The 19,323-nt window shown below is 41.8% G+C and carries 16 protein-coding genes; 7 read left to right on the top strand and 9 right to left on the bottom strand.

Annotated features, from left to right (window positions below; genetic code table 11):
- Positions 1 to 61: 61 nt before the first annotated feature.
- Positions 62 to 571, bottom strand: a complete 510-nt coding sequence (locus AAEY87_RS09250; RefSeq protein WP_350656955.1) for an Rrf2 family transcriptional regulator — start codon at positions 569 to 571, stop codon at positions 62 to 64.
- A gap of 62 nt (positions 572 to 633) precedes the next feature.
- Positions 634 to 1,887, bottom strand: coding sequence for an NnrS family protein (locus AAEY87_RS09245; protein WP_350656953.1), 1,254 nt, complete (start codon positions 1,885 to 1,887; stop codon positions 634 to 636).
- Positions 1,888 to 2,064: 177 nt separating this feature from the next.
- Between AAEY87_RS09245 and AAEY87_RS09240 the strand changes: the two genes are divergently transcribed.
- Complete coding sequence (locus tag AAEY87_RS09240) at positions 2,065 to 2,295, top strand: hypothetical protein (protein WP_068035319.1); 231 nt, start codon at positions 2,065 to 2,067, stop codon at positions 2,293 to 2,295.
- A 102-nt stretch (positions 2,296 to 2,397) separates the two neighbouring features.
- On the opposite strand, the gene AAEY87_RS09235 is transcribed toward AAEY87_RS09240, so the two are convergent.
- The gene (locus tag AAEY87_RS09235) at positions 2,398 to 3,888 is read right to left on the bottom strand and encodes an aldehyde dehydrogenase family protein (RefSeq protein WP_350656951.1); all 1,491 of its coding nucleotides are present in this window, start codon (positions 3,886 to 3,888) and stop codon (positions 2,398 to 2,400) included.
- 388 nt (positions 3,889 to 4,276) lie between these two features.
- Here AAEY87_RS09235 and AAEY87_RS09230 point away from each other — a divergent pair, with 388 nt between their 5' ends.
- The 5 genes from AAEY87_RS09230 (at position 4,277) to AAEY87_RS09210 (ending at position 9,321) form a co-directional block, all read left to right on the top strand.
- The gene (locus AAEY87_RS09230) at positions 4,277 to 4,894 is read left to right on the top strand and encodes a TetR/AcrR family transcriptional regulator (protein ID WP_350656949.1); all 618 of its coding nucleotides are present in this window, start codon (positions 4,277 to 4,279) and stop codon (positions 4,892 to 4,894) included.
- Positions 4,895 to 5,291: 397 nt separating this feature from the next.
- Positions 5,292 to 6,509, top strand: a complete 1,218-nt coding sequence (locus tag AAEY87_RS09225; protein WP_350656947.1) for an iron-containing alcohol dehydrogenase — start codon at positions 5,292 to 5,294, stop codon at positions 6,507 to 6,509.
- A gap of 178 nt (positions 6,510 to 6,687) precedes the next feature.
- Positions 6,688 to 7,737, top strand: a complete 1,050-nt coding sequence (gene curA / locus AAEY87_RS09220) for an NADPH-dependent curcumin/dihydrocurcumin reductase (protein ID WP_350656945.1) — start codon at positions 6,688 to 6,690, stop codon at positions 7,735 to 7,737.
- Positions 7,738 to 7,955: 218 nt separating this feature from the next.
- Complete coding sequence (locus AAEY87_RS09215; protein WP_068035309.1) at positions 7,956 to 8,633, top strand: type 1 glutamine amidotransferase domain-containing protein; 678 nt, start codon at positions 7,956 to 7,958, stop codon at positions 8,631 to 8,633.
- Positions 8,634 to 8,685: 52 nt separating this feature from the next.
- A complete protein-coding gene (locus AAEY87_RS09210) occupies positions 8,686 to 9,321 on the top strand; it encodes a glutathione S-transferase family protein (RefSeq protein ID WP_350656944.1) in 636 nt (211 codons plus the stop codon).
- A 100-nt stretch (positions 9,322 to 9,421) separates the two neighbouring features.
- Here the strand turns inward: AAEY87_RS09210 and pdxH are convergent, their stop codons facing one another.
- From pdxH to cysS, 5 genes are all read right to left on the bottom strand, one after another.
- Positions 9,422 to 10,084 carry a pyridoxamine 5'-phosphate oxidase gene (pdxH, locus tag AAEY87_RS09205; protein WP_068039093.1) on the bottom strand — a complete coding sequence of 221 codons (663 nt, stop codon included), beginning with the start codon at positions 10,082 to 10,084 and terminating at the stop codon, positions 9,422 to 9,424.
- Positions 10,085 to 10,131: 47 nt separating this feature from the next.
- Positions 10,132 to 11,502 (bottom strand): phosphoglucosamine mutase, encoded by a 1,371-nt coding sequence (glmM, locus tag AAEY87_RS09200; RefSeq protein ID WP_068327134.1) that lies wholly within the window; start codon positions 11,500 to 11,502, stop codon positions 10,132 to 10,134.
- A 190-nt stretch (positions 11,503 to 11,692) separates the two neighbouring features.
- Positions 11,693 to 13,165 carry an IMP dehydrogenase gene (gene guaB / locus AAEY87_RS09195; RefSeq protein WP_068327131.1) on the bottom strand — a complete coding sequence of 491 codons (1,473 nt, stop codon included), beginning with the start codon at positions 13,163 to 13,165 and terminating at the stop codon, positions 11,693 to 11,695.
- Positions 13,166 to 13,551: 386 nt separating this feature from the next.
- Positions 13,552 to 15,555, bottom strand: coding sequence for a mechanosensitive ion channel family protein (locus tag AAEY87_RS09190; RefSeq protein ID WP_350656941.1), 2,004 nt, complete (start codon positions 15,553 to 15,555; stop codon positions 13,552 to 13,554).
- A gap of 150 nt (positions 15,556 to 15,705) precedes the next feature.
- The gene (cysS, locus tag AAEY87_RS09185) at positions 15,706 to 17,166 is read right to left on the bottom strand and encodes a cysteine--tRNA ligase (protein ID WP_350656939.1); all 1,461 of its coding nucleotides are present in this window, start codon (positions 17,164 to 17,166) and stop codon (positions 15,706 to 15,708) included.
- Between the two features lie 220 nt (positions 17,167 to 17,386).
- On the opposite strand from cysS, the gene AAEY87_RS09180 reads away from it, so the two are divergent.
- On the top strand, positions 17,387 to 18,028 hold the full coding sequence (locus tag AAEY87_RS09180) for a cob(I)yrinic acid a,c-diamide adenosyltransferase (RefSeq protein WP_350656937.1): 642 nt from the start codon (positions 17,387 to 17,389) through the stop codon (positions 18,026 to 18,028).
- A 215-nt stretch (positions 18,029 to 18,243) separates the two neighbouring features.
- Here the strand turns inward: AAEY87_RS09180 and AAEY87_RS09175 are convergent, their stop codons facing one another.
- Positions 18,244 to 19,215 carry a hypothetical protein gene (locus tag AAEY87_RS09175; protein ID WP_350656935.1) on the bottom strand — a complete coding sequence of 324 codons (972 nt, stop codon included), beginning with the start codon at positions 19,213 to 19,215 and terminating at the stop codon, positions 18,244 to 18,246.
- Between the last annotated feature and the right edge of the window lie 108 nt (positions 19,216 to 19,323).

The following is a 19,323-nucleotide window of genomic DNA, read 5'->3' as shown; positions in this document are numbered from 1 at the left end:
GCTCAAAACCAGCAATATAGTGGATTTACTATATCGCTGGTTTTGAGCCTTTTTACACTTTTTAGCAGAACAAAAACTTACCTAGCTCGTCCTTATTATCAATAATATCTGCCAAAGTATATTTTTCAAGGACGGTAATAAACGCCGTTAACGCTTCAAAAAACACGCCTTTAAGTTGACATACTGGCGTAATTACACAGCCTACAGTTTTATTGACATCTTCATTGATAAGCGTGATTGGCAAACCTGTCGAGCGTGGCTTTCTATCATCACTGCTGACTGGCGTGGCAAAGCACTCGACCAAGTCAAAATCAGGCTCTATCTGTTTAATCAATACACCCAAATTGATGTCTTTAGGCGCATAAGCCAGCCGAATACCACCATTCTTACCGCGCACACTTTCTATATAACCAAGCTGACCTAATTGATGAATAATCTTGGTCAAATGACTTTTAGAAATATTATAGCTGCTGGCGATATCACTGATATTTGCCAGTGTTTCTGGCTCTGGCTTCACTGCTAGATAAATTAATGAGCGCAGTGCATAATCACTATAATTGGTCAGTCGCATAAATTTGCGCTCCTGTTTCATTCAAATTATTTAAAGACTTATCTCTCTAAACCTTAATTATATCACCCAAATAAACCATCGGGTCTAGGACGTGCGAGCATCGGCAGATAACTCATGCAAAATAGCACAAAGCAAGCAATCCACGCACCTTGAGCGATCATAATCCATAATAGATAATGACTCACATCAACGAGCGGTAATAATACCCGACTAACAAACACCAGCACCATTAGTCCATACATTATATTCACGCTCTTGGGTGGTTGATGAATACTGCGTCCCGTATGCCCGAGCGATACCCGCGTCATCATCGCCACCGTCATCATCCCAACACCTGCAATCGCTAGCCCATGCATAGCAATACTATGCGCGTACCCTAACCATGGCTGTAGCGCATACAACAAGAAGCTCAAACACATACCTAAAAACGCGATATATAGTGACCATAACAATGGTTTTTGCCAAATACCGCGGTGATACCAACCTTTTAGGCGCACGATATTGACCACTGCCACGCCAAGCGCGGTAACGGTAAGTAAGTACTTATTAGGGTAAAACAAATCCACGATAAAAAAGGCTAAAAAGAACACTAGGCTGGCGATATCTTGCACTTTGCTATTACGTAAGGTGACGGTTTCTTTGACGCCTTCAGCATTGCTCACGCTAAGACCCCGTTCAATAAAGAATGGCACCACGCGTCTACCAATGGTCAATACCAAACCGATAATTAAGTAAAAACCCAAGTAAATACCTACTCTGGTCGTACTCATGTCTGCGTTGATAATACCCCAGTAACACAATCCATTGCCTAAAGTTAATAGTGCCAGCTTCGCTAAAATACCCATCTGCTTGTATTGCTTTACTTGCAATACTGCTCGAAATATCACAAAAGCCATCGAGCCGATGAACAATAAATCAAAAACTGCGGCAGCATATAACAACGATATACTGCTACCCGCAATCGTCATACCCAGCCCAAAAGCGAGCCAGCTAAGACGTGCCAGCAACCAGCAGCTAAAAATGCCTAGCAGCTTGTAACCATGCGGCATCATCACTCCTGTCCAAGTCTTTACCGCTGTCAGTAAAAACCCTGCGACCACCGCCAAGGCGTAACCATAAATCATTTCATGGCCGTGCCAGTACAACGGATTTAAAACCTGCGCATCGATATCAGTATGTCCAGTAAATACAAATGACCACAGCACCATCATCACTACCGCAAATACTGCCGCTGCACTAAAAAATATGCGAAAGCTCAAATTAAGAATAGGATGCGGAGAGCTTGGTGGCTTGCTAGGTAAGTTAATAGATTGCATGACCGTCTTCTTAGGGTAATTTTAGAAAATAGATATTAAAGTTCATTTTAAATGAATGTTATAAACTATACAATGGATAGCCGTAAACATTATCGCTCCTTCATCTTTTACATTACACTCGCCTCATTGACTGTTAAGACCTTCGCTGCTTAAATGGTTCACTTCTAGGAGAATACTATGACTGAAGAAAATGCACCGGAAGAAAAACGCAAAATCGTCAATAAATTTTTGATGACGCTTACCAAAGAACAGCCACAAATGTATTATGCAACGACATCTGAGATCTCTCGTAGCATTCATACGATGATAAAAGAACATACCAATCGCCTGTCGGTAGAAGAGCAAGCGCTTGTTAGAAATATGAGTATTGAAGAAATTGAAGCCTTGCTAGGTTTTCATTCTCGATAGTACGTTTTTATATAAAGCGATTCACAATGACATGTGACACTCACAAAAAAAGACCGCTATAAAAGCGGTCTTTTTCATACGTCTTAATTAAGTTTAACGTTATTAGAACGGATATTGACGCGGTTCATTTTGCATTGATATCCAATGCGTTCTGGTAAATTCTTCCAGTATCCATTCACCATTAAAGCGACCAATACCTGAGTTTTTCTCGCCGCCAAATGGCATATTGCTCTCATCGTTGACTGAGATATCATTAATATGGGTCATGCCAGCTCTGATACCGCGAGCAAAGCGCAGACCTTTTTGCATATCTGCTGTAAATACCGCACTAGATAGACCATACATTGAGTCATTGGCTATCGATAATGCATCCTCCTCATCTTTGGCACGGATGATACCGACCAATGGTCCGAACACCTCATTACGTGACAAATCCATATCGCGCGTCACTTCAGTAAAGATATGCGGTGGTACTACCTGACCTTTTATCTCACCACTCAAAATCATTTTGGCACCTTCTTCCTGTGCTTTAGCGATTTTTTCTTTCAGTGATTTGACTTGTTTTTCATTAATGATTGGACCGACTGCCGTATCTTGCTTGTTCGGATCACCGACGTTTAAGGTTTTAACATGAGCTAAGAAGCGCTCAACAAAGTCATCATAAATCTCGTCTTCAATTATAATACGGTTGATAGCGAGACAGATTTGACCTTGATGAAGGAACTTACCGAAGGCTGCTGCCTTAACCGCTTGCTCAATATCCGCATCTTTTAATACGACAAATGGGCTATTACCACCTAGCTCAAGCGCGACTTGTTTAATGTAGTCGCCTCCATTAGCCAGCTCGCCAATGTGTTTGCCCACTGAAGTTGAACCAGTAAAGGATACAAAGCTTGGAATGTCATGAGTAACAATGGCATCACCAATCTCACTACCAGCACCGACGACAACGTTGAGTAATCCTTTTGGCAAACCGGCTTCTTCGAATACTTTTGCTAACAGTAAACCACCCGTAATAGGTGTGTCACTTGCAGGTTTGAGTACGACCGCGTTACCGAGTGCTAATGCAGGCGCGATAGAACGCTGGGTAAGATGTAGCGGAAAGTTCCATGGGCTAATGACGGCTACGACACCGATTGGCTCACGGTAGACGAAGTTTTCTTTGCCAGGCGTGTTTGACGCGCGAATCTCACCATGGACGCGGTTAGGAAAGCTTGCGGCCTCAAGCGTAATCGCACGCGCACTACCGAATTCTACCATTGCTTTGATACGCGTACTGCCCGACTCTTTGATGAGCCAATCGACAATCTCGTCTTGACGCTGATCTAAGACATTGACGACGTTATACATTAAACTGGCGCGTTCAGCTGGCGTCTTTTGCGCCCATTCTTTTTGTGCCGCATTTGCCGCTTGATAGGCTTCATCAAGCTGCTTACTGGTAGCCTGTTTAATCTCGACCAGCGTGTCGCCATTATATGGATTGACATTAGTATTGATGCTGTCATCTTGTCCGCTCTGCCACTCACCTGCAATATACTGCAAATGAAAGTCGCTATAGGCGTTGTTATTGCTATCAGTATTATTGGTTGTCATAACTACTACCCTTAATTAGTTGTGATGATTATTAGTGTGATGTTAATTAAAATTATTCTTTATAAAATATTTTGCGAAAATCATAAAAAAGCGCTAGCAAGATTCTAGACTATATACCTTATATAGACGATAAAGCTATTAAGTCAAAAACCAAGCTTGCTAGACGACTGGTCTAATGGTAACATAGACGGTAGATAAAACAAGACTGCTTCGGCGTTAAACATTGTTGATAAAACGTAACTTCTATAAAATTATACTTATGTAATATAGCACTACACAGCACTACGCAATGTTTTTAAGCGTTATAACCTGATGCCTTAGTTTGAAACTCTTACACTAATATAATTATAAAACTAAAAAACATTGTTCTAAGGAGAACAGAGCTCTTATGTCTATTATTAAAACTGCTACAACATCAAATATTGCACCTTCAGATACAAGGGCCCACCTACTAGCGATAGGTTACCAACTGATTGCGCAGAAGGGCTTCACTGCTGTCGGTATCAAGCAGATACTAGACACGGCAGGCGTCCCTAAAGGTTCTTTCTATCATTACTTTGCTTCGAAAGAAGCGTTTGGTGAAGCTATTATCAATCATTACTTTACCAAGTATAAGAATCGCCTTGAGACTATTGGCGCCCAAGATATTAGCGCGCAGCAAAAGCTTTATGACTATTTTCAAAGCTGGTATGACACTCAGCAAAACGGCTGTGATCACGAAAAATGTTTGGTCGTTAAGCTTAGCGCCGAGGTTGCCGATATGTCAGAGCCCATGCGTAAAGTACTTTACGCCGGTTACCAGCAAACCATCAGTTGGCTTGCCGAACAAATCAAAGCTGGCTGGGCAGATAACTCTGTACCACAACTCGATAATATCGCTGCAGAAAGTGTGGCGAAGCGTTGGTACTTTGCATGGCTTGGTGCTAGCTTGATTGCTAAAATTAGTCAAACCAATACACCACTTGCCGAAGTATGGCAGATGACCACTACAGAGATGGGCCGCTAATAGCGGCTCTTTGCTCTGTATCCCTTTTATATTTAGCTTTAAGTTTGTAAAAACTATTTCCAAGACCTATTACGTCTAGCCTATGAGCTATATTAGACAAGCCTCTTTATCTATCAGTTTCATCCTAACTACTTTACTCTCAAGATGATCTAAGCAGCGCTTAACAGCATATGGGTTACTAAGCTTGCACTTTAAGTTCTGCTCAAAGATTTTGCATTCTCATTTTCATATCCAGTTTCTTATAAATGATAGATATACGAGAGTTTTGTAAAAACCTATAGACGACCGGTCTAATTACTGTACAATGCCCACATACGCAAAAACGGATTAGATAATTTTCTAGTCTGTTTTTGCAAACCATACACTCAACCAATACTAAATGGATTTCAGGAACCTTATGAATAACTTTCAATATTACAACCCAGTACGTATCGTCTTCGGCGAAGGCCAAATCGAACAACTATCAGATCTAGTACCTAATGATGCAAAAGTACTTATCACTTATGGTGGCGGCTCGGCTGAACGCACAGGTACTCTAGACGAAGTCAGAAAAGCGTTATCAGCGAGCGGAAATCGCGAAGTCTTTGAGTTTGGCGGCATCGAGCCAAACCCAGAATTCAATACTCTGCTTAAAGCAGCTGATATGGTTAATGAACATAACATTGACTTTCTATTAGCAGTTGGCGGTGGTTCAGTCATTGATGGTAGTAAGTTTGTCGCGCTCGTGTCTTCACTTAACGAAGATGACAGCACTGTCTCACATGAAAAAGCATGGGATGCACTTCTTAATGGTTGTGCAAACATAGATACTGCTATCGATTTGGGTGCCGTATTGACTATTCCAGCGACTGGTTCTGAGATGAATAACGGCGGTGTGGTTAACCATAGTGAACGTCAAGCAAAACTACCTTTCCGTAGTCCACTTGTCTTCCCTAAATTCTCAATTCTAGACCCAACCAAGACGATGACATTACCTGAACGTCAAGTAATGAACGGTGTTGCTGATGCCTTTGTCCATGTGATGGAACAATACCTGACTTATCCAGTCAATGCGAAAGTGCAAGATGCCTTTGCTGAGAGCTTACTTAAGATTTTGATTGAAGAAGGCGCAGCGGTTAAAGCAGATCCAGAAAACTTAGAGACACGTAAGAATATTATGTGGACGGCAACTATGGCGCTTAACGGCTTGATTGGCACTGGTGTACCACAAGATTGGACGACACACATGGTTGGTCATGAATTAACATCATTACATAGCATTGACCATGCTCGTACTCTTACCATCTTGTTGCCATCGGTAATGCGTGAGCTAAAAGAAAGCAAAAAAGACAAGTTACTTCAATATGCCCGTAACGTTTGGGCTATCGATAGCAATACTGATACAAAACAAGACGACGACAGCATCATCGAGACTGCTATCGTATATACCGAGAACTTCTTCCGTAGCCTTGGCCTACCAGTTAGCTTAGCAGATGCTGAATTAGATGAGTCAGCGATTGACCCGATTATCAAGCAGCTTGAAGCGCATAACATGGTAAAACTGGGCGAACACGGTAACAATGACTTAGAAGTATCACGTCGTATCTTAGAACGTTCGTTAACCAGTGTGGCTTAATAGTAGTAGAGTCTTTTAGAAGCTGTAATCTGAGAATATAAGCCAATAAAAATAATAACTTTATATAAAACAGCAGCTTTGCATATTGTTTTCACTATTAACAGCCATTCACCTTTGAGTGGCTGCTAACTTTAAAATCTTAAAACAAAAATGAATAACTACAATAAGGAGCTTTAACATGAGCTTTGATAAGCAGCAAAACCAAGAAATAAACCGTCAAATTAAATTGGCGAGTCGCCCTACTGGTGAACCAAAAGCTGAAAACTTTGACATGACAACCAGCGATATCCCAACGCCAAATGAAAATGAGATGCTGCTACGTACCGTCTATTTATCATTAGACCCGTATATGCGCGGACGTATGAGCGATGCTAAAAGCTATGCTGATCCACTAGAAGTTGGCGATGTAATGATGGGCGCAACGGTTGCTCAAGTCGTTGAATCTAACCTTGATAAATTTGCCGTCGGCGATTTGGTGGTTTCAAATTCAGGCTGGCAGGATTATAGCGTCAGTGATGGCGAAGGCGTACTGAAATTAGATAAAGATATGCCAAACCCTTCATATGGTTTAGGCGTATTGGGTATGCCCGGATTTACCGGTTACATGGGTTTGACTGATATCGGTAAACCACAAAAAGGTGAGACGCTGGTCGTCGCTGCCGCAACAGGTCCCGTTGGCGCAACGGTTGGTCAAGTTGGTAATCAATATGGCGTACGCACCGTTGGTATTGCAGGCGGTAAAGAAAAATGCGACTTCGCTGTTAATGAGCTAGGCTTTGATGTTTGTATTGACCATAAAGCGGACGACTTCGCTGAGCAGTTACAAGCTGCTTGCCCAGATGGTATTGATATCTATTATGAAAACGTCGGCGGTAAAGTGTTTGACGCGGTCATGCCATTATTAAATGCTCATGCACGTATTCCAGTATGTGGTCTGGTCTCTCAATACAACGCGACTGAACTACCTGATGGTAAGGATCGTTTGGGTGTATTAATGGGCAATATTCTAAGCCGTCGTCTCACTATTAAAGGCTTCATCATCTTTGAAGAGTATGGCGATCATTTCCCAGAATTCCTAAAAACCATGAGCAAATGGGTAGAGTCAGGTGACGTGAAAACTAAAGAATCCATCGCTGAAGGTTTAGACGATGCACCAAATGCCTTTGTTCGTATGCTAAATGGCGATAACTTCGGTAAAACAGTCGTTAAAGTAGCTGACGTTAAATAATTCTTGTTAAATAACCGATGCTCACTGGACAGTTAAATAACGACTTAACAACATAATTTGTTAAGACAACTACTGAAAATGACATCTTTACCATGAATACTGTTACATGAATACGGCTAGCAGTCATCGCTAATGCCAATATTTACTAGGTATTATGAATTAAGCATGACTGCTAACAATCAATAATTTAAAAATCACTTTAATAAAAAAGGACAAATATGAATATTTTAATGGTACTAACTTCACACGACAAATTAGGCGATACTGGTAAAAAAACTGGCTTTTGGCTAGAAGAATTTGCAGCCCCTTACTATGCTTTTCTTGATGCTGGCGTCAATGTGACCCTCGCCTCTCCTGCTGGTGGTCAGCCACCACTTGATCCTAGTAGCGATACTGAAGATGCGCAAACGAAAGATACCAAGCGTTTTAAAGAAGACAGCGATGCTCAAAAGCATCTTGCCAATACCAAAAAACTTGCTGATATGAAAGCGGAAGATTTTGATTCAGTATTCTATCCTGGTGGTCATGGTCCATTGTGGGATTTGGCAGTCGATGAAAACTCTATCAATTTGATTGAGACTTTTGTGAAGCAAGACAAGCCTGTTGCCTTTGTTTGTCATTCTCCTGCAGCACTCAAAAACGTTAAGATTGACGGTGAATACTTAGTAAAAGGTAAGACCGTTACTGGCTTTACTAACACAGAAGAAGAAGCAGTTGGCCTTACCGATGTGGTGCCATTCTTGGTAGAAGATGCGCTGATAGCTAATGGCGGTAACTATGAAAAAGCCGCTGATTGGGAGTCGTTTGTGGTCGAAGACGGTTTGTTGATTACTGGTCAGAATCCAGCCTCATCAGAAGAAGCTGCTAAACGTTTGATTGCTAAGCTTAAAGGCTAATAGCATTCGATCGATGACTAACACAACAGACTAATCAAAAAAGGCCAATACTATGATTCGCTTACATCATCTTAATCAATCGCGCTCGCTACGTACGCTTTGGCTATTAGAAGAGCTGGGTGTGCCTTATGAAGTTGTCAGTCATCAACGCGATGCCAAGACTCATTTAGCACCAGATTCACTAAAGGCGGTACATCTACTCGGTAAGTCTCCGGTTATCGAGATGGATGGACAAATCTATGCTGAGTCAGGTGCTATTACTGAGTTGTTGATTGAACGATTTGCGCCAGATCGTCTGCGTCCTGCAACAGATAGCTCAGATTATGGCTATTATCTGCAATGGATTGATTTTGCAGAAAGCTCACTCATGTTGCCATTAATGCTTGAACTGTTTACTAGTAAAGCAGGCATTGATGACAATGCGTTTTTAAACGGTTATATCGAGACAGAAAAAACCAGATTGTTCAAATATCTGGATAAATCAGTCGAAAATAAGTCGTTTATTGTAGGTGATAAACTGAGTGGTGCCGACTTTATGCTATCGTTTGATTTAATTATTCTTGCTAAGCGTCAAAAGCTTGAAGATTATCCTAACATTAAGCAATATGCATTGCAGCTTGCTGGCATTGAGAGCTATCAAAACGCTATGCGCCTTGAAGCCGAGTATGATGAATCTAGACAAACATAAATGTCTTGTTTGTCATTTTAGCCACTATAAATAATGATAACTAAAAAAAGGAGTCCAATTAAATTGGGCTCCTTTTTATTTGCAATAAAGAATGAGAAGCTTATGGCAATAAGCGCTTGGTAGACCAGCTAGCATCATCTTTATTCACATTACTGCTATCACGAGTATAGACAATACGATCATGCATGCGACTAGCGCGCCCTTGCCAAAACTCAATCTCATTAATGGTAATCTCATAACCACCCCAAAACTCCGGCGTTGGTACTTGTGAATTCTCTGGGTAATCAGCTTGCAGCTCGGTAAAGGTTTGCTCCATTACTTCGCGATTAGCCACTTCACCGCTTTGTGGTTGACTGACCCACGCGCCTACTTGACTATCATGGGGACGCTTTTGAAAATAAGCTGCAGATTTATCAGCATTTATTTTAGCAATGCTGCCACTAATGCGAATTTGACGCTCAAGCTCATGCCAAAAGAACAGTACCTCAGCATTTGGATTTTCTGCGATATCCTGACCTTTAGCGCTTTCGTAGTTAGTATAAAATACTACGCCATTCTCAGTGATTTCGCGCATAAGAACGATACGGACACTAGGCTTATTGTCCGCGCCGCAAGTCGCTAAGCTCATAGCATACGGCTCTTGCACTTGCTGCTCTATCGCCTCACTCATCCAGCCTTTTAACAGCTCAAACGGTGATGCTGGTACCGACTGCTGATCAAGACTACCTTTTTCATATGATAAACGCTGATCAGTAAAGTCCATGCTCATTGTGCTTCCTTATTTTAATATTATTATCATATCAAACACCATTAGCCCAATACGGTTTTAATGTGGTTGGCTAAATCATTGGCCATTACATCACATTCAATTTCGTCATCTGACTCGACCATAACTCGAATCATCGGTTCTGTGCCTGATTGACGGATAAGCAAACGACCACGACCTTCCAAAGTAGTCTGTGCTTTATCAAAAGCTGTCACCAATTCCTCATACTCGTAAGGGTCCTGCATTTGATTCAAACGGACATTGACAAGTTTTTGCGGTAAGATCTCAAAGCCTTCCGTCAACTCACTTAATGCTTTACCTTGTGATTGCATAACGGCAAGCACTTGTAAGCTTGCAATAATAGCATCCCCAGTACGACTCTTATCTAAACATAAAATATGTCCCGATGGCTCTCCGCCTAGTATCCAGTCATTGGCTTCAAGCTCTTGCATCACATAACGATCGCCAACTTTGGCACGGGTAAATTCAATGCCTTCGTTTTGTAGTGCCAGCTCTAAACCCATATTACTCATGAGCGTACCAACCACCCCTTCAGCACGCGTCTGACCTTGGGTAGCAAGTACATATAAGATGCCATCACCATCGACCAGCTCGCCTTTCTCATCAACCATCACGATACGGTCGCCATCACCATCTAAAGCAATACCAACATCTGCATTGTGCTCTAATACAGCCTTTTGCAGACCTTCGGGATGCGTCGAGCCACAGTTAGCATTAATATTAATGCCATCAGGTTTATTATTAATAGCAATCACCGTAGCACCAAGCTCACGCATGACTCTCGGCGCTACACTATAGCCTGCACCATTCGCGCAATCTACTACTACCGTCAGATGGCCTAAATCATACTGATAAGGAAAGCTACCTTTACAGAATTCAATATATCGACCTATAGCATCATCAATTCTAGTATGCTTACCCAACTGCGCTGGATCTACAATAGGCATGAGTAAATCATTATCACTATGAGATGCATTCATCATCGCTTGTAACTTATCATTAATGGCATTTTGCATCTCATCGGTCAGCTTTTTGCCATTACCTGAGAATAATTTGATACCGTTATCATAATAAGGGTTATGCGAAGCTGAAATAACAACGCCAGCATCTGCATGGAAACTACGAGTAATATGTGCAATAGCTGGTGTCGGTAATGGGCCAAGCATATGAACATCTACCCCTGCGGCATTAAAACCTGCCTGCAACGCTCCTTCAATGACATAGCCTGATAGGCGTGTATCTTTACCAATTACGACACTCGGTTTGCGATTAGGATTATCATTATTTTCTATGAGCACTCGCCCCGTTACATAACCTAGTTTTAAAATAAAATCGGGGGTAATAGGTAGTTGACCAAATTTTCCACGTATACCATCGGTGCCAAAATAGCTCATTATGATTATATCCTTATGCTAGGTGCTAAAAGTAAAAGACTAGATAATGCCATCAGACATCACAGTCTATCTACTGCATCGTTTATAAAAAAAGCCAACAATACACGAGCATTGTTGACTGTTTGTATCTTAAAGACATTATATATCAAAGAATGAATATTTAAAGCGATAATTTAGTTAACGCTTTCGTTTAGTCCACACGATAGTTCGGTGCTTCTTTGGTAATTTGCACATCATGGACATGAGATTCTTTCATGCCTGCTGATGTGACTTTGATAAACTGTGGTTTGCTACGCATATCTTCGATAGTAGCACAACCGGTATAGCCCATTGATGAGCGCAAACCGCCAACCAATTGATTAACAATACCAGCAACTGGTCCTTTATAAGGAACGCGACCTTCGATACCTTCTGGTACGAGTTTTTCTACACCATCTTTGGCATCTTGGAAGTAGCGGTCTGATGAACCGTTCGAACCTGACATCGCGCCTAAGCTACCCATACCGCGGTAGGCTTTATAGTAACGACCTTGGAACAACTCAACTTCGCCCGGTGCTTCTTCAGTACCAGCCATGAGCGAACCTACCATGATGCACGACGCACCAGCAGCGATTGCTTTTGCTATATCGCCTGAATAGCGAATACCACCATCTGCAATCAATGGAATGCTGTCTTGCAATGCACTAGCAACATTATCGATAGCGGAGATTTGGGGTACACCAATACCAGCGACAATACGCGTGGTACAAATAGACCCAGGACCAATACCGACTTTTACCGCATCAGCACCCGCATCGCGTAAGGCTTTAGCAGCGTCGCCTGTCGCAATATTACCACCGATAACTTGCACATTTGGGTAGTTTTTCTTAATCCAAGAGACTTTATCAATGACACCCTTTGAGTGACCATGAGCTGTATCGACTACAATAATATCCACGTCAGCCTCAATCAAAGCCTCAACGCGCGCTTGTGTATCTGCACCCGTACCAACAGCAGCGCCAACACGCAGACGACCATGCTCATCTTTACAAGCATTAGGGTTGTTTTCAGCTTTGGCAAAGTCATTAACTGTAATCAGGCCGCGCAGACGGAAATTATCATCAATGACGATGACTTTTTCAATACGGTGCTCATGCAGCAATTTTTTGATATTTTCGTTACTTTCACCTTCATGAACGGTGACTAACTGCTCTTTTGGCGTCATGATATGGCTAACTGGTAACGATAAATTGGTCTCAAAGCGCCAATCACGATGGGTAACGATACCAACGACTTTATCTGTACCCTTCTCTACTACAGGCACACCTGAAATATTATTATCTTGAGTTAGCTGTAATAAGTTACCGATCGTCATCTCTGGATGTACCGTAATAGGATCAACGACCGTACCTGCTTCGAACTTTTTGACGCGGCGTACTTGCATGGCTTGTTTAACGATATCCATACTCTTATGCAAAATACCCATGCCGCCCAGCTGTGCCATAGTAATAGCCATCTCTGACTCAGTCACAGTATCCATAGCAGCAGAAATTAGCGGCAGATTCAGAGTGATATTTTTGGTCAAACGAGTAGACAGATTGGCAGTTTTTGGCAGGACTTCAGAATAGGCTGGTAACAACAAGACGTCATCAAAGGTTAAGGCTTCATCGACAATTCGCAACATACAGACCCCTAGTGGTGGTTATTTTGATGGGTGGGATTTTCATATTAAGACAATGAACCAAGATACCGGTATGACCTTACGATATTTAAGTCTTATGTGGCAAAGACTTACAATCATAGAGCTTTAGATAATTAGCAATAAACCAGTAGTTATTTGTCATTAAACAAATGGAGACACTCGAAAATTGCAATTGATTTATCAGTTGTAAGTTAGCGCAAATATAGCGCAGTCTTACTCTTAATAGCTCAGTTATCCCTTAAAAATAACGCCATATTATAACAAATAAGCGTGCAAATCGCATGCTATATTTATCAGATTATTTTACTGATATCTGTCTAATTATGTTCATCACTTTTTTATGGGCAAAAAACTTAACCTATGACTACTTATTCATCTCTATCCTTGAATATCAAGCGTTCAGCTGGTAGATGTTCTTTTTGTTCATGGTACAGATAATTGAGCATCTGTTCACGTACCTGACATTCCAAGTCGAAAGCACTCATAGGACCGTCAGAAGCCAAACTTCCACGTAATTTAATCGTGTTTTCGCTTAGTGATACAGTGAGCAGCTCAGGTTCAGTTTCGCCGTCCCACAACTCATTCGCTTTCACTAGTTCCACAAATTTCTCTCTAATAGCTTTAATATCTGCGCCGTAGTCAACATATAGGTAAACCACACAAGTTTGATGAACTTCCGTATGTGACCAGTTTTCTACAATTTCAGTAATTAGTCTACGCATCGGTACAATCAAGCGGCGTTCATCCCATGTTTTTAGCACCGCATAGGTATAACGTAAATCCTCAATCGTTGTCCAATCACCTTCCATCATCACTGTATCGCCGATACGTACTGGCTGAGTGACGGCCACCTGTACACCAGCAATAATATTACCTAGTATAGGTTGGGCGGCAATACCAATGACCACACCAGCAATACCAGCCGATGTTAATAACGTCGTGCCAAGGCCTTCCATATTAGTGAATTCACTAAGACCAATCCAAATACTGCCGAGAATCATGGCAAAGATAAAAACGCGACGAAATACCGACACATAAGTGCGGCGGCGACGCTCCTTATCAAAGTGCTCTTCAGCCAAATTCTCAATTTGCATGTCTTGATAGCGATTGGCAAAAAAGTTAATAACGCGTATACCCAACCACATGGTACTAAACACTAACCCAATCCAAATGATTGGACGAGTCGATGATGCTACTGCATCCAAATAAGGGAAACCTCCTGACACTAAAGTAAAGACTAATAAAAAGCTAATGCTAAAGGTTAGCGGTACGGTTAGCTTGCTAACCAAGTCTGCCATACCGTTAGTACTGCCGACGTAAGAGCTGTACTTTTGATCATCATCAATATAATGGCTGATAATTTTTTCAGTACCCTTACTAAGTAGCCAACCTACTCCCATAGTCATTAAGAAAAATGAAAATAATGCTAAAAACTCCCATAAGGCAATGTTAAAAAACTGTATTTTCATCCATGTAGGTAGATAGCGTTCAAACTCTGCTGGATGATATTGCTCATAAAGATTGTCAATATTGCCAACCGTTTGCGCTGAGAACACCCAAATTGGGGCCTTGTCATCAACTTGTACTCGCTCCAGATAGACAGGTACACGGCGTTCACGGTACTCGATGTAACCGAGTTGAATAGAGCGTCGCGGAATACCCATTATACTACTGGTATTACCAAGTGGAGGCTCGATTAAACCATCAGGACGATCTGGCAGGTCATCAAATAAGTAGAGCTCTCTTTCAGATAACAAAAAATCAAGACGTTTGGCCAATTCAAGTGAACGACTACGCTGAACCTCACTATCAATCAGGTTCATATTAAGCGCATAGGCTGCCAAGTCAAATTGCTGCTTCATCACTGCTGATTGGAAAAACTCTAAAGTAGCCAACGGTGTTGATAGGTTTGGTGGCTCAAACAATGGAGGTAGACCAGTATTGATTTTGTCTAAAAGATAGTAGCCTTCGTTATACTCTCCCTTAAGTCCCGTATCGCCTTGTAAGTTTCCAGCTTGTTGTACTGCATTGCGTTCAGTAGGATCAAAAATCTCTTCTGCTACACCGGAGACGCTGACACCTTCCTTCTTGATTGTTTCAATCTTTTGGGCAGCATAATCGACCAAGTTCTCTGCTTTGGTCGCCACCTGTGATTTTGAATTATCTTGAATACCAGCGCTCTGTTCACTAGTGCTAGCTTCATTATCACTGGTTGCAGCATAAACAGGAGTGTAAATAGTACCCAGTGCAATGACTATAAAACCAAATATCGATTGAAGCACAGTGCACCACGTAGCTTCGTAAGAGTAAGAGCACTTAGGACGATTTGCAATTTTATTACCTTTAACATCATCACTTCTAAAAGTATTCATATTTTTAAAAAATCGTTGGTTATAAGGAGTTTGCATACAAAAAAATTTTAGCTTTAGATTGATAATAAGCTAATGCAGTCAGCAAAAAAAAGCCAGCGTAAAGCTGACTTAATTTGTTAGTATACGTATATACGAAAGCTAGATTTTACGTTAAGCACGACGCCATGTCGTACCAGCACGGCTATCTTCAAGCTCAACACCTGCCTCTTTTAGTTGTTCACGTATCTTATCAGCACGTGCAAAATCTTTGTTGGTTTTGGCATCTGCACGTTCAATGATTAAGCCATCAATAGCAGCATCGGTTAATCCGTCATCCGCTTGTTCGCCAATCACTGCTTGCAGAAACTGTTGGACTGGCTGCTGTAGAATGTTCAGCACCTGTGCCAACGCTTTTAGCTGCTGCGCCAACTGCCATGCAGTATCTACCTCTTCAGCCTTGACAGCTTTATTAATATCACGTGCCAGCCCAAATAATACACTAATCGCCGTTGAGCTATTAAAGTCATCATTCATCGCTTTAATGAAATCTTGCCCAGCAGTGCTCCTGTAAGCATCATTTATCAACTCGTCAGTGACTGTCAAAGCCTGCCCTTTTTGCTGCTCGGCTAGCTTTAACGCATTGTATAATCTGCTTAGGCTATTGTGCGACTCATCTAAGGCACTATCAGAGAAGTTCACTTGGCTACGATAATGGCTCGATAATAAAAAGAAGCGCACCGTTTCAGGCAAATATTTCGCAGTTACATCACGAATGGTAAAGAAGTTGCCCAATGACTTAGACATTTTTTCGCCATCGACATTGATAAAACCAACGTGCATCCAGTTACGCGCGTACTCACAGCCAGTCGCTGCTTCAGATTGGGCTATCTCGTTTTCGTGATGCGGAAACTGTAAGTCATGACCACCGCCATGAATATCAAAGGTATTGCCTAGGCACTTAGTCGACATGGCCGAGCACTCAATATGCCAGCCTGGACGCCCTTGTCCCCATGGTGATGCCCATTGCGGCTCATCAGGTTTTGCCGATTTCCAGAGTACAAAGTCAAACGGATTCCGCTTATCATTTTCGACATCGACTCGCGAGCCTGCCTGCATATCATCAAGATTACGCTTTGACAATTTGCCATAATCTGCGAAGCTATCTACTGCATAATAAACGTCACCATTGTCGCCTGCATACGCATAGTCGCCGGTGACCAGCGTCTCAATCATTTGCTGCATCTCATCAATATGATCAGTGGCACGTGGTTCAGCGTCCGGCATTTGGCAGCCAAGTGCGGTCGCATCTTCGTGCATCGCTTCGATAAAGCGCTGAGTCAGTACACTAATATCTTCGCCGTTCTCGTTAGCGCGAGCGATGATTTTGTCATCAATATCGGTAATATTGCGTACATAATTAACGTCATAACCCAATTGCTTAAGCCAGCGTACCGCCATATCAAACCCAACCATCACGCGGGCGTGACCAATATGACAATAATCATAGACAGTCATACCGCACACATACATGCCTACCTGCCCGGCTTTAAGCGGTTCAAACTGACGTTTACCGCCAGTCAGTGAATCATAAATGGCAAGCTGAGACATAGCGTCGGCAAGTGGTGTGTTCATGGTATAAAAGCCTTTTAATTAAAACAAGATAGATAAATTGAGATAAAAGGAACATATTGGCAGTATTAAGCTTATTAGCAAGCCTGAAATTCCGCTTATCATTCCAAAAATTACTACAATATAAAACTTAACCCATTATCTTAGCGAAAACGACTGTAAAATACTACAATGAGCGCATAACTAACCGTATTCAACGATAAAAACATCTAAGGATTTAAACATGGGTAATCGCTTAAGCAAAATATATACACGTACTGGAGATGACGGCAGTACTGGCATGGCAGATGGTAGTCGCGTTAGTAAAGCTGATAACCTATTTAGCGTAATGGGCGATATCGATGAGCTTAACTCACATATCGGCCTAGTACGGGCACATCTCACACAAGCGATAACTGATAACGAGACGCCAAATAAACAACAGTTACCTGAGCGTTTGCAACAAAAAGAGTTGGACTTTGCACAAGCCTTAATCATTATTCAACATTTATTATTCAATATCGGTGGCGAGCTTGCCATGCCAGAATATGAAGGTGTGAGTGCAACCCATATTGAATGGTTAGAACAACTGATTGATGCGATGAATACCACCCTGCCACCGTTAAAAGATTTTATTTTACCGACAGGTTCGGTTTTGGTCAGCCAACTGCATGTAGCGCGTACGGTTTGTCGCCGTGCTGAGCGTCAAGCAGTGCTATTACAGCAAGAGCGTCCACAAGCAATTCGTGGTACTGCGGTGAGCTTTATCAATCGCTTATCTGATTGGCTGTTTGTCGCCGCACGCTTCTGTACTGACCCCGAACAAGTCTCTGAGGTACTATGGAATAGTAAGGTACTAGAGGCTTTTACAACTAACAATAAGTAAACTAATGGATAGAACGATAACTAGAAACAAAACAGCTAGAATAATGATGGCTAGCATATAATTTGTTTAATCATCTAACTTCATTTCGTTTCATCACCACTCTTCAATACGTAAAACGCCCGCAACTTATTATGGTTGCGGGCGTTTTCTTATCTAAGCTTTTAAATAACTAACTTTGAAATAATTATCATCTAGCTCAAAAGTAGTGCTAACTGTTAATAAGTAGCGTTTTCATCTTCAACGATAACCATATCAATGCTTTCATCTTTAGGAACGATCTTTGGTACTTCTGGCGTTACTGGTGCTTTAGCGTCAACACTAGGTAGCTCTACTGCTTGAGCACCACTTTGGCTATTACCTTGATTAATAGTAGGCGGCGTAGCAGGTTTAGACGGCGTAGCAGGTTTAGCTGGACGCACTGGCTCAACTGGGGTTACAGCTTTTGGCTGGCGATTTACTTGGTTTTCACTGTTTTTGCGCGCAGCTTCACGGCGACGAGCAGCTTCTTGTGCTTGACGCTTAGCTATTTGCTCATCCACAACTGATTTTAAGACAGAGCCTGCCATCACATCAGATACTACGGTAATTAAGGCTGGCTGTCCGGCGATACGTACTTGTATCTGACCACTTTGAGCACCAACGACATAAGTAAACGTATCATCGACTAGCATATTATTATTAATGCGAATATTGTCTTGCGCGAGACTAGTCTGCAAACTTGGCTGGTTATTAGCAGCACGCATTTGGCTAGCTTGATATAAATCCTCACTTGGCAACGTCATGCTGACACTTGCTTGACAGGTCGTCATACCATTAGCATTGGCTTCTTGTAAAATTGCAGCATTTTGTACATCAATTAAAATACTGTTAACCTTATCACTGATAGCACCAGTGTTTACACTTACTTCTGCATCGTTTGCATAATTAGCAGCCAATGTCTGTGCCTGCTGATTGAGCATATTTTTTAGGGAGATTTTCAAACGATCTTGTACCATTGGGTTATCACAGCTAATAGCAGGAACAACTGTGCCATCATTGGCTGCCGGTTGCTCAGTTGTCACCTCTGCTGTCTCGGCAGTATCGTCTTCTTTATCCGAACGATCACACCCAGCAATAGCTAAACCACATATCACACTAATACCAGCAGCTTTCTGCCATTTCATCCATTTTTTATTCGCTACGCTCATATCTATTTTGCTCCCGATTTACTCATTTGCACCGTCAACGATGGACAGTATTGCTATCTAGATTATCATACAGCCATGATAGCTATGTAAGACCAATATTAAAATCAG

It is taken from the genome of Psychrobacter sp. S1-30-MNA-CIBAN-0213 (assembly GCF_040309845.1).
Taxonomy (GTDB): domain Bacteria; phylum Pseudomonadota; class Gammaproteobacteria; order Pseudomonadales; family Moraxellaceae; genus Psychrobacter.
This window is presented reverse-complemented; position numbering and strand designations above follow the sequence as displayed.

Coding starts and splice junctions, on each gene's coding strand:
- AAEY87_RS09250 (WP_350656955.1), bottom strand. CDS start 571: ATGCGACTGACCAATTATAGTGATTATGCACTGCGCTCATTAATTTAT.
- AAEY87_RS09245 (WP_350656953.1), bottom strand. CDS start 1,887: ATGCAATCTATTAACTTACCTAGCAAGCCACCAAGCTCTCCGCATCCT.
- AAEY87_RS09240 (WP_068035319.1), top strand. CDS start 2,065: ATGACTGAAGAAAATGCACCGGAAGAAAAACGCAAAATCGTCAATAAA.
- AAEY87_RS09235 (WP_350656951.1), bottom strand. CDS start 3,888: ATGACAACCAATAATACTGATAGCAATAACAACGCCTATAGCGACTTT.
- AAEY87_RS09230 (WP_350656949.1), top strand. CDS start 4,277: ATGTCTATTATTAAAACTGCTACAACATCAAATATTGCACCTTCAGAT.
- AAEY87_RS09225 (WP_350656947.1), top strand. CDS start 5,292: ATGAATAACTTTCAATATTACAACCCAGTACGTATCGTCTTCGGCGAA.
- curA (WP_350656945.1), top strand. CDS start 6,688: ATGAGCTTTGATAAGCAGCAAAACCAAGAAATAAACCGTCAAATTAAA.
- AAEY87_RS09215 (WP_068035309.1), top strand. CDS start 7,956: ATGAATATTTTAATGGTACTAACTTCACACGACAAATTAGGCGATACT.
- AAEY87_RS09210 (WP_350656944.1), top strand. CDS start 8,686: ATGATTCGCTTACATCATCTTAATCAATCGCGCTCGCTACGTACGCTT.
- pdxH (WP_068039093.1), bottom strand. CDS start 10,084: ATGGACTTTACTGATCAGCGTTTATCATATGAAAAAGGTAGTCTTGAT.
- glmM (WP_068327134.1), bottom strand. CDS start 11,502: ATGAGCTATTTTGGCACCGATGGTATACGTGGAAAATTTGGTCAACTA.
- guaB (WP_068327131.1), bottom strand. CDS start 13,165: ATGTTGCGAATTGTCGATGAAGCCTTAACCTTTGATGACGTCTTGTTG.
- AAEY87_RS09190 (WP_350656941.1), bottom strand. CDS start 15,555: ATGAATACTTTTAGAAGTGATGATGTTAAAGGTAATAAAATTGCAAAT.
- cysS (WP_350656939.1), bottom strand. CDS start 17,166: ATGAACACACCACTTGCCGACGCTATGTCTCAGCTTGCCATTTATGAT.
- AAEY87_RS09180 (WP_350656937.1), top strand. CDS start 17,387: ATGGGTAATCGCTTAAGCAAAATATATACACGTACTGGAGATGACGGC.
- AAEY87_RS09175 (WP_350656935.1), bottom strand. CDS start 19,215: ATGAGCGTAGCGAATAAAAAATGGATGAAATGGCAGAAAGCTGCTGGT.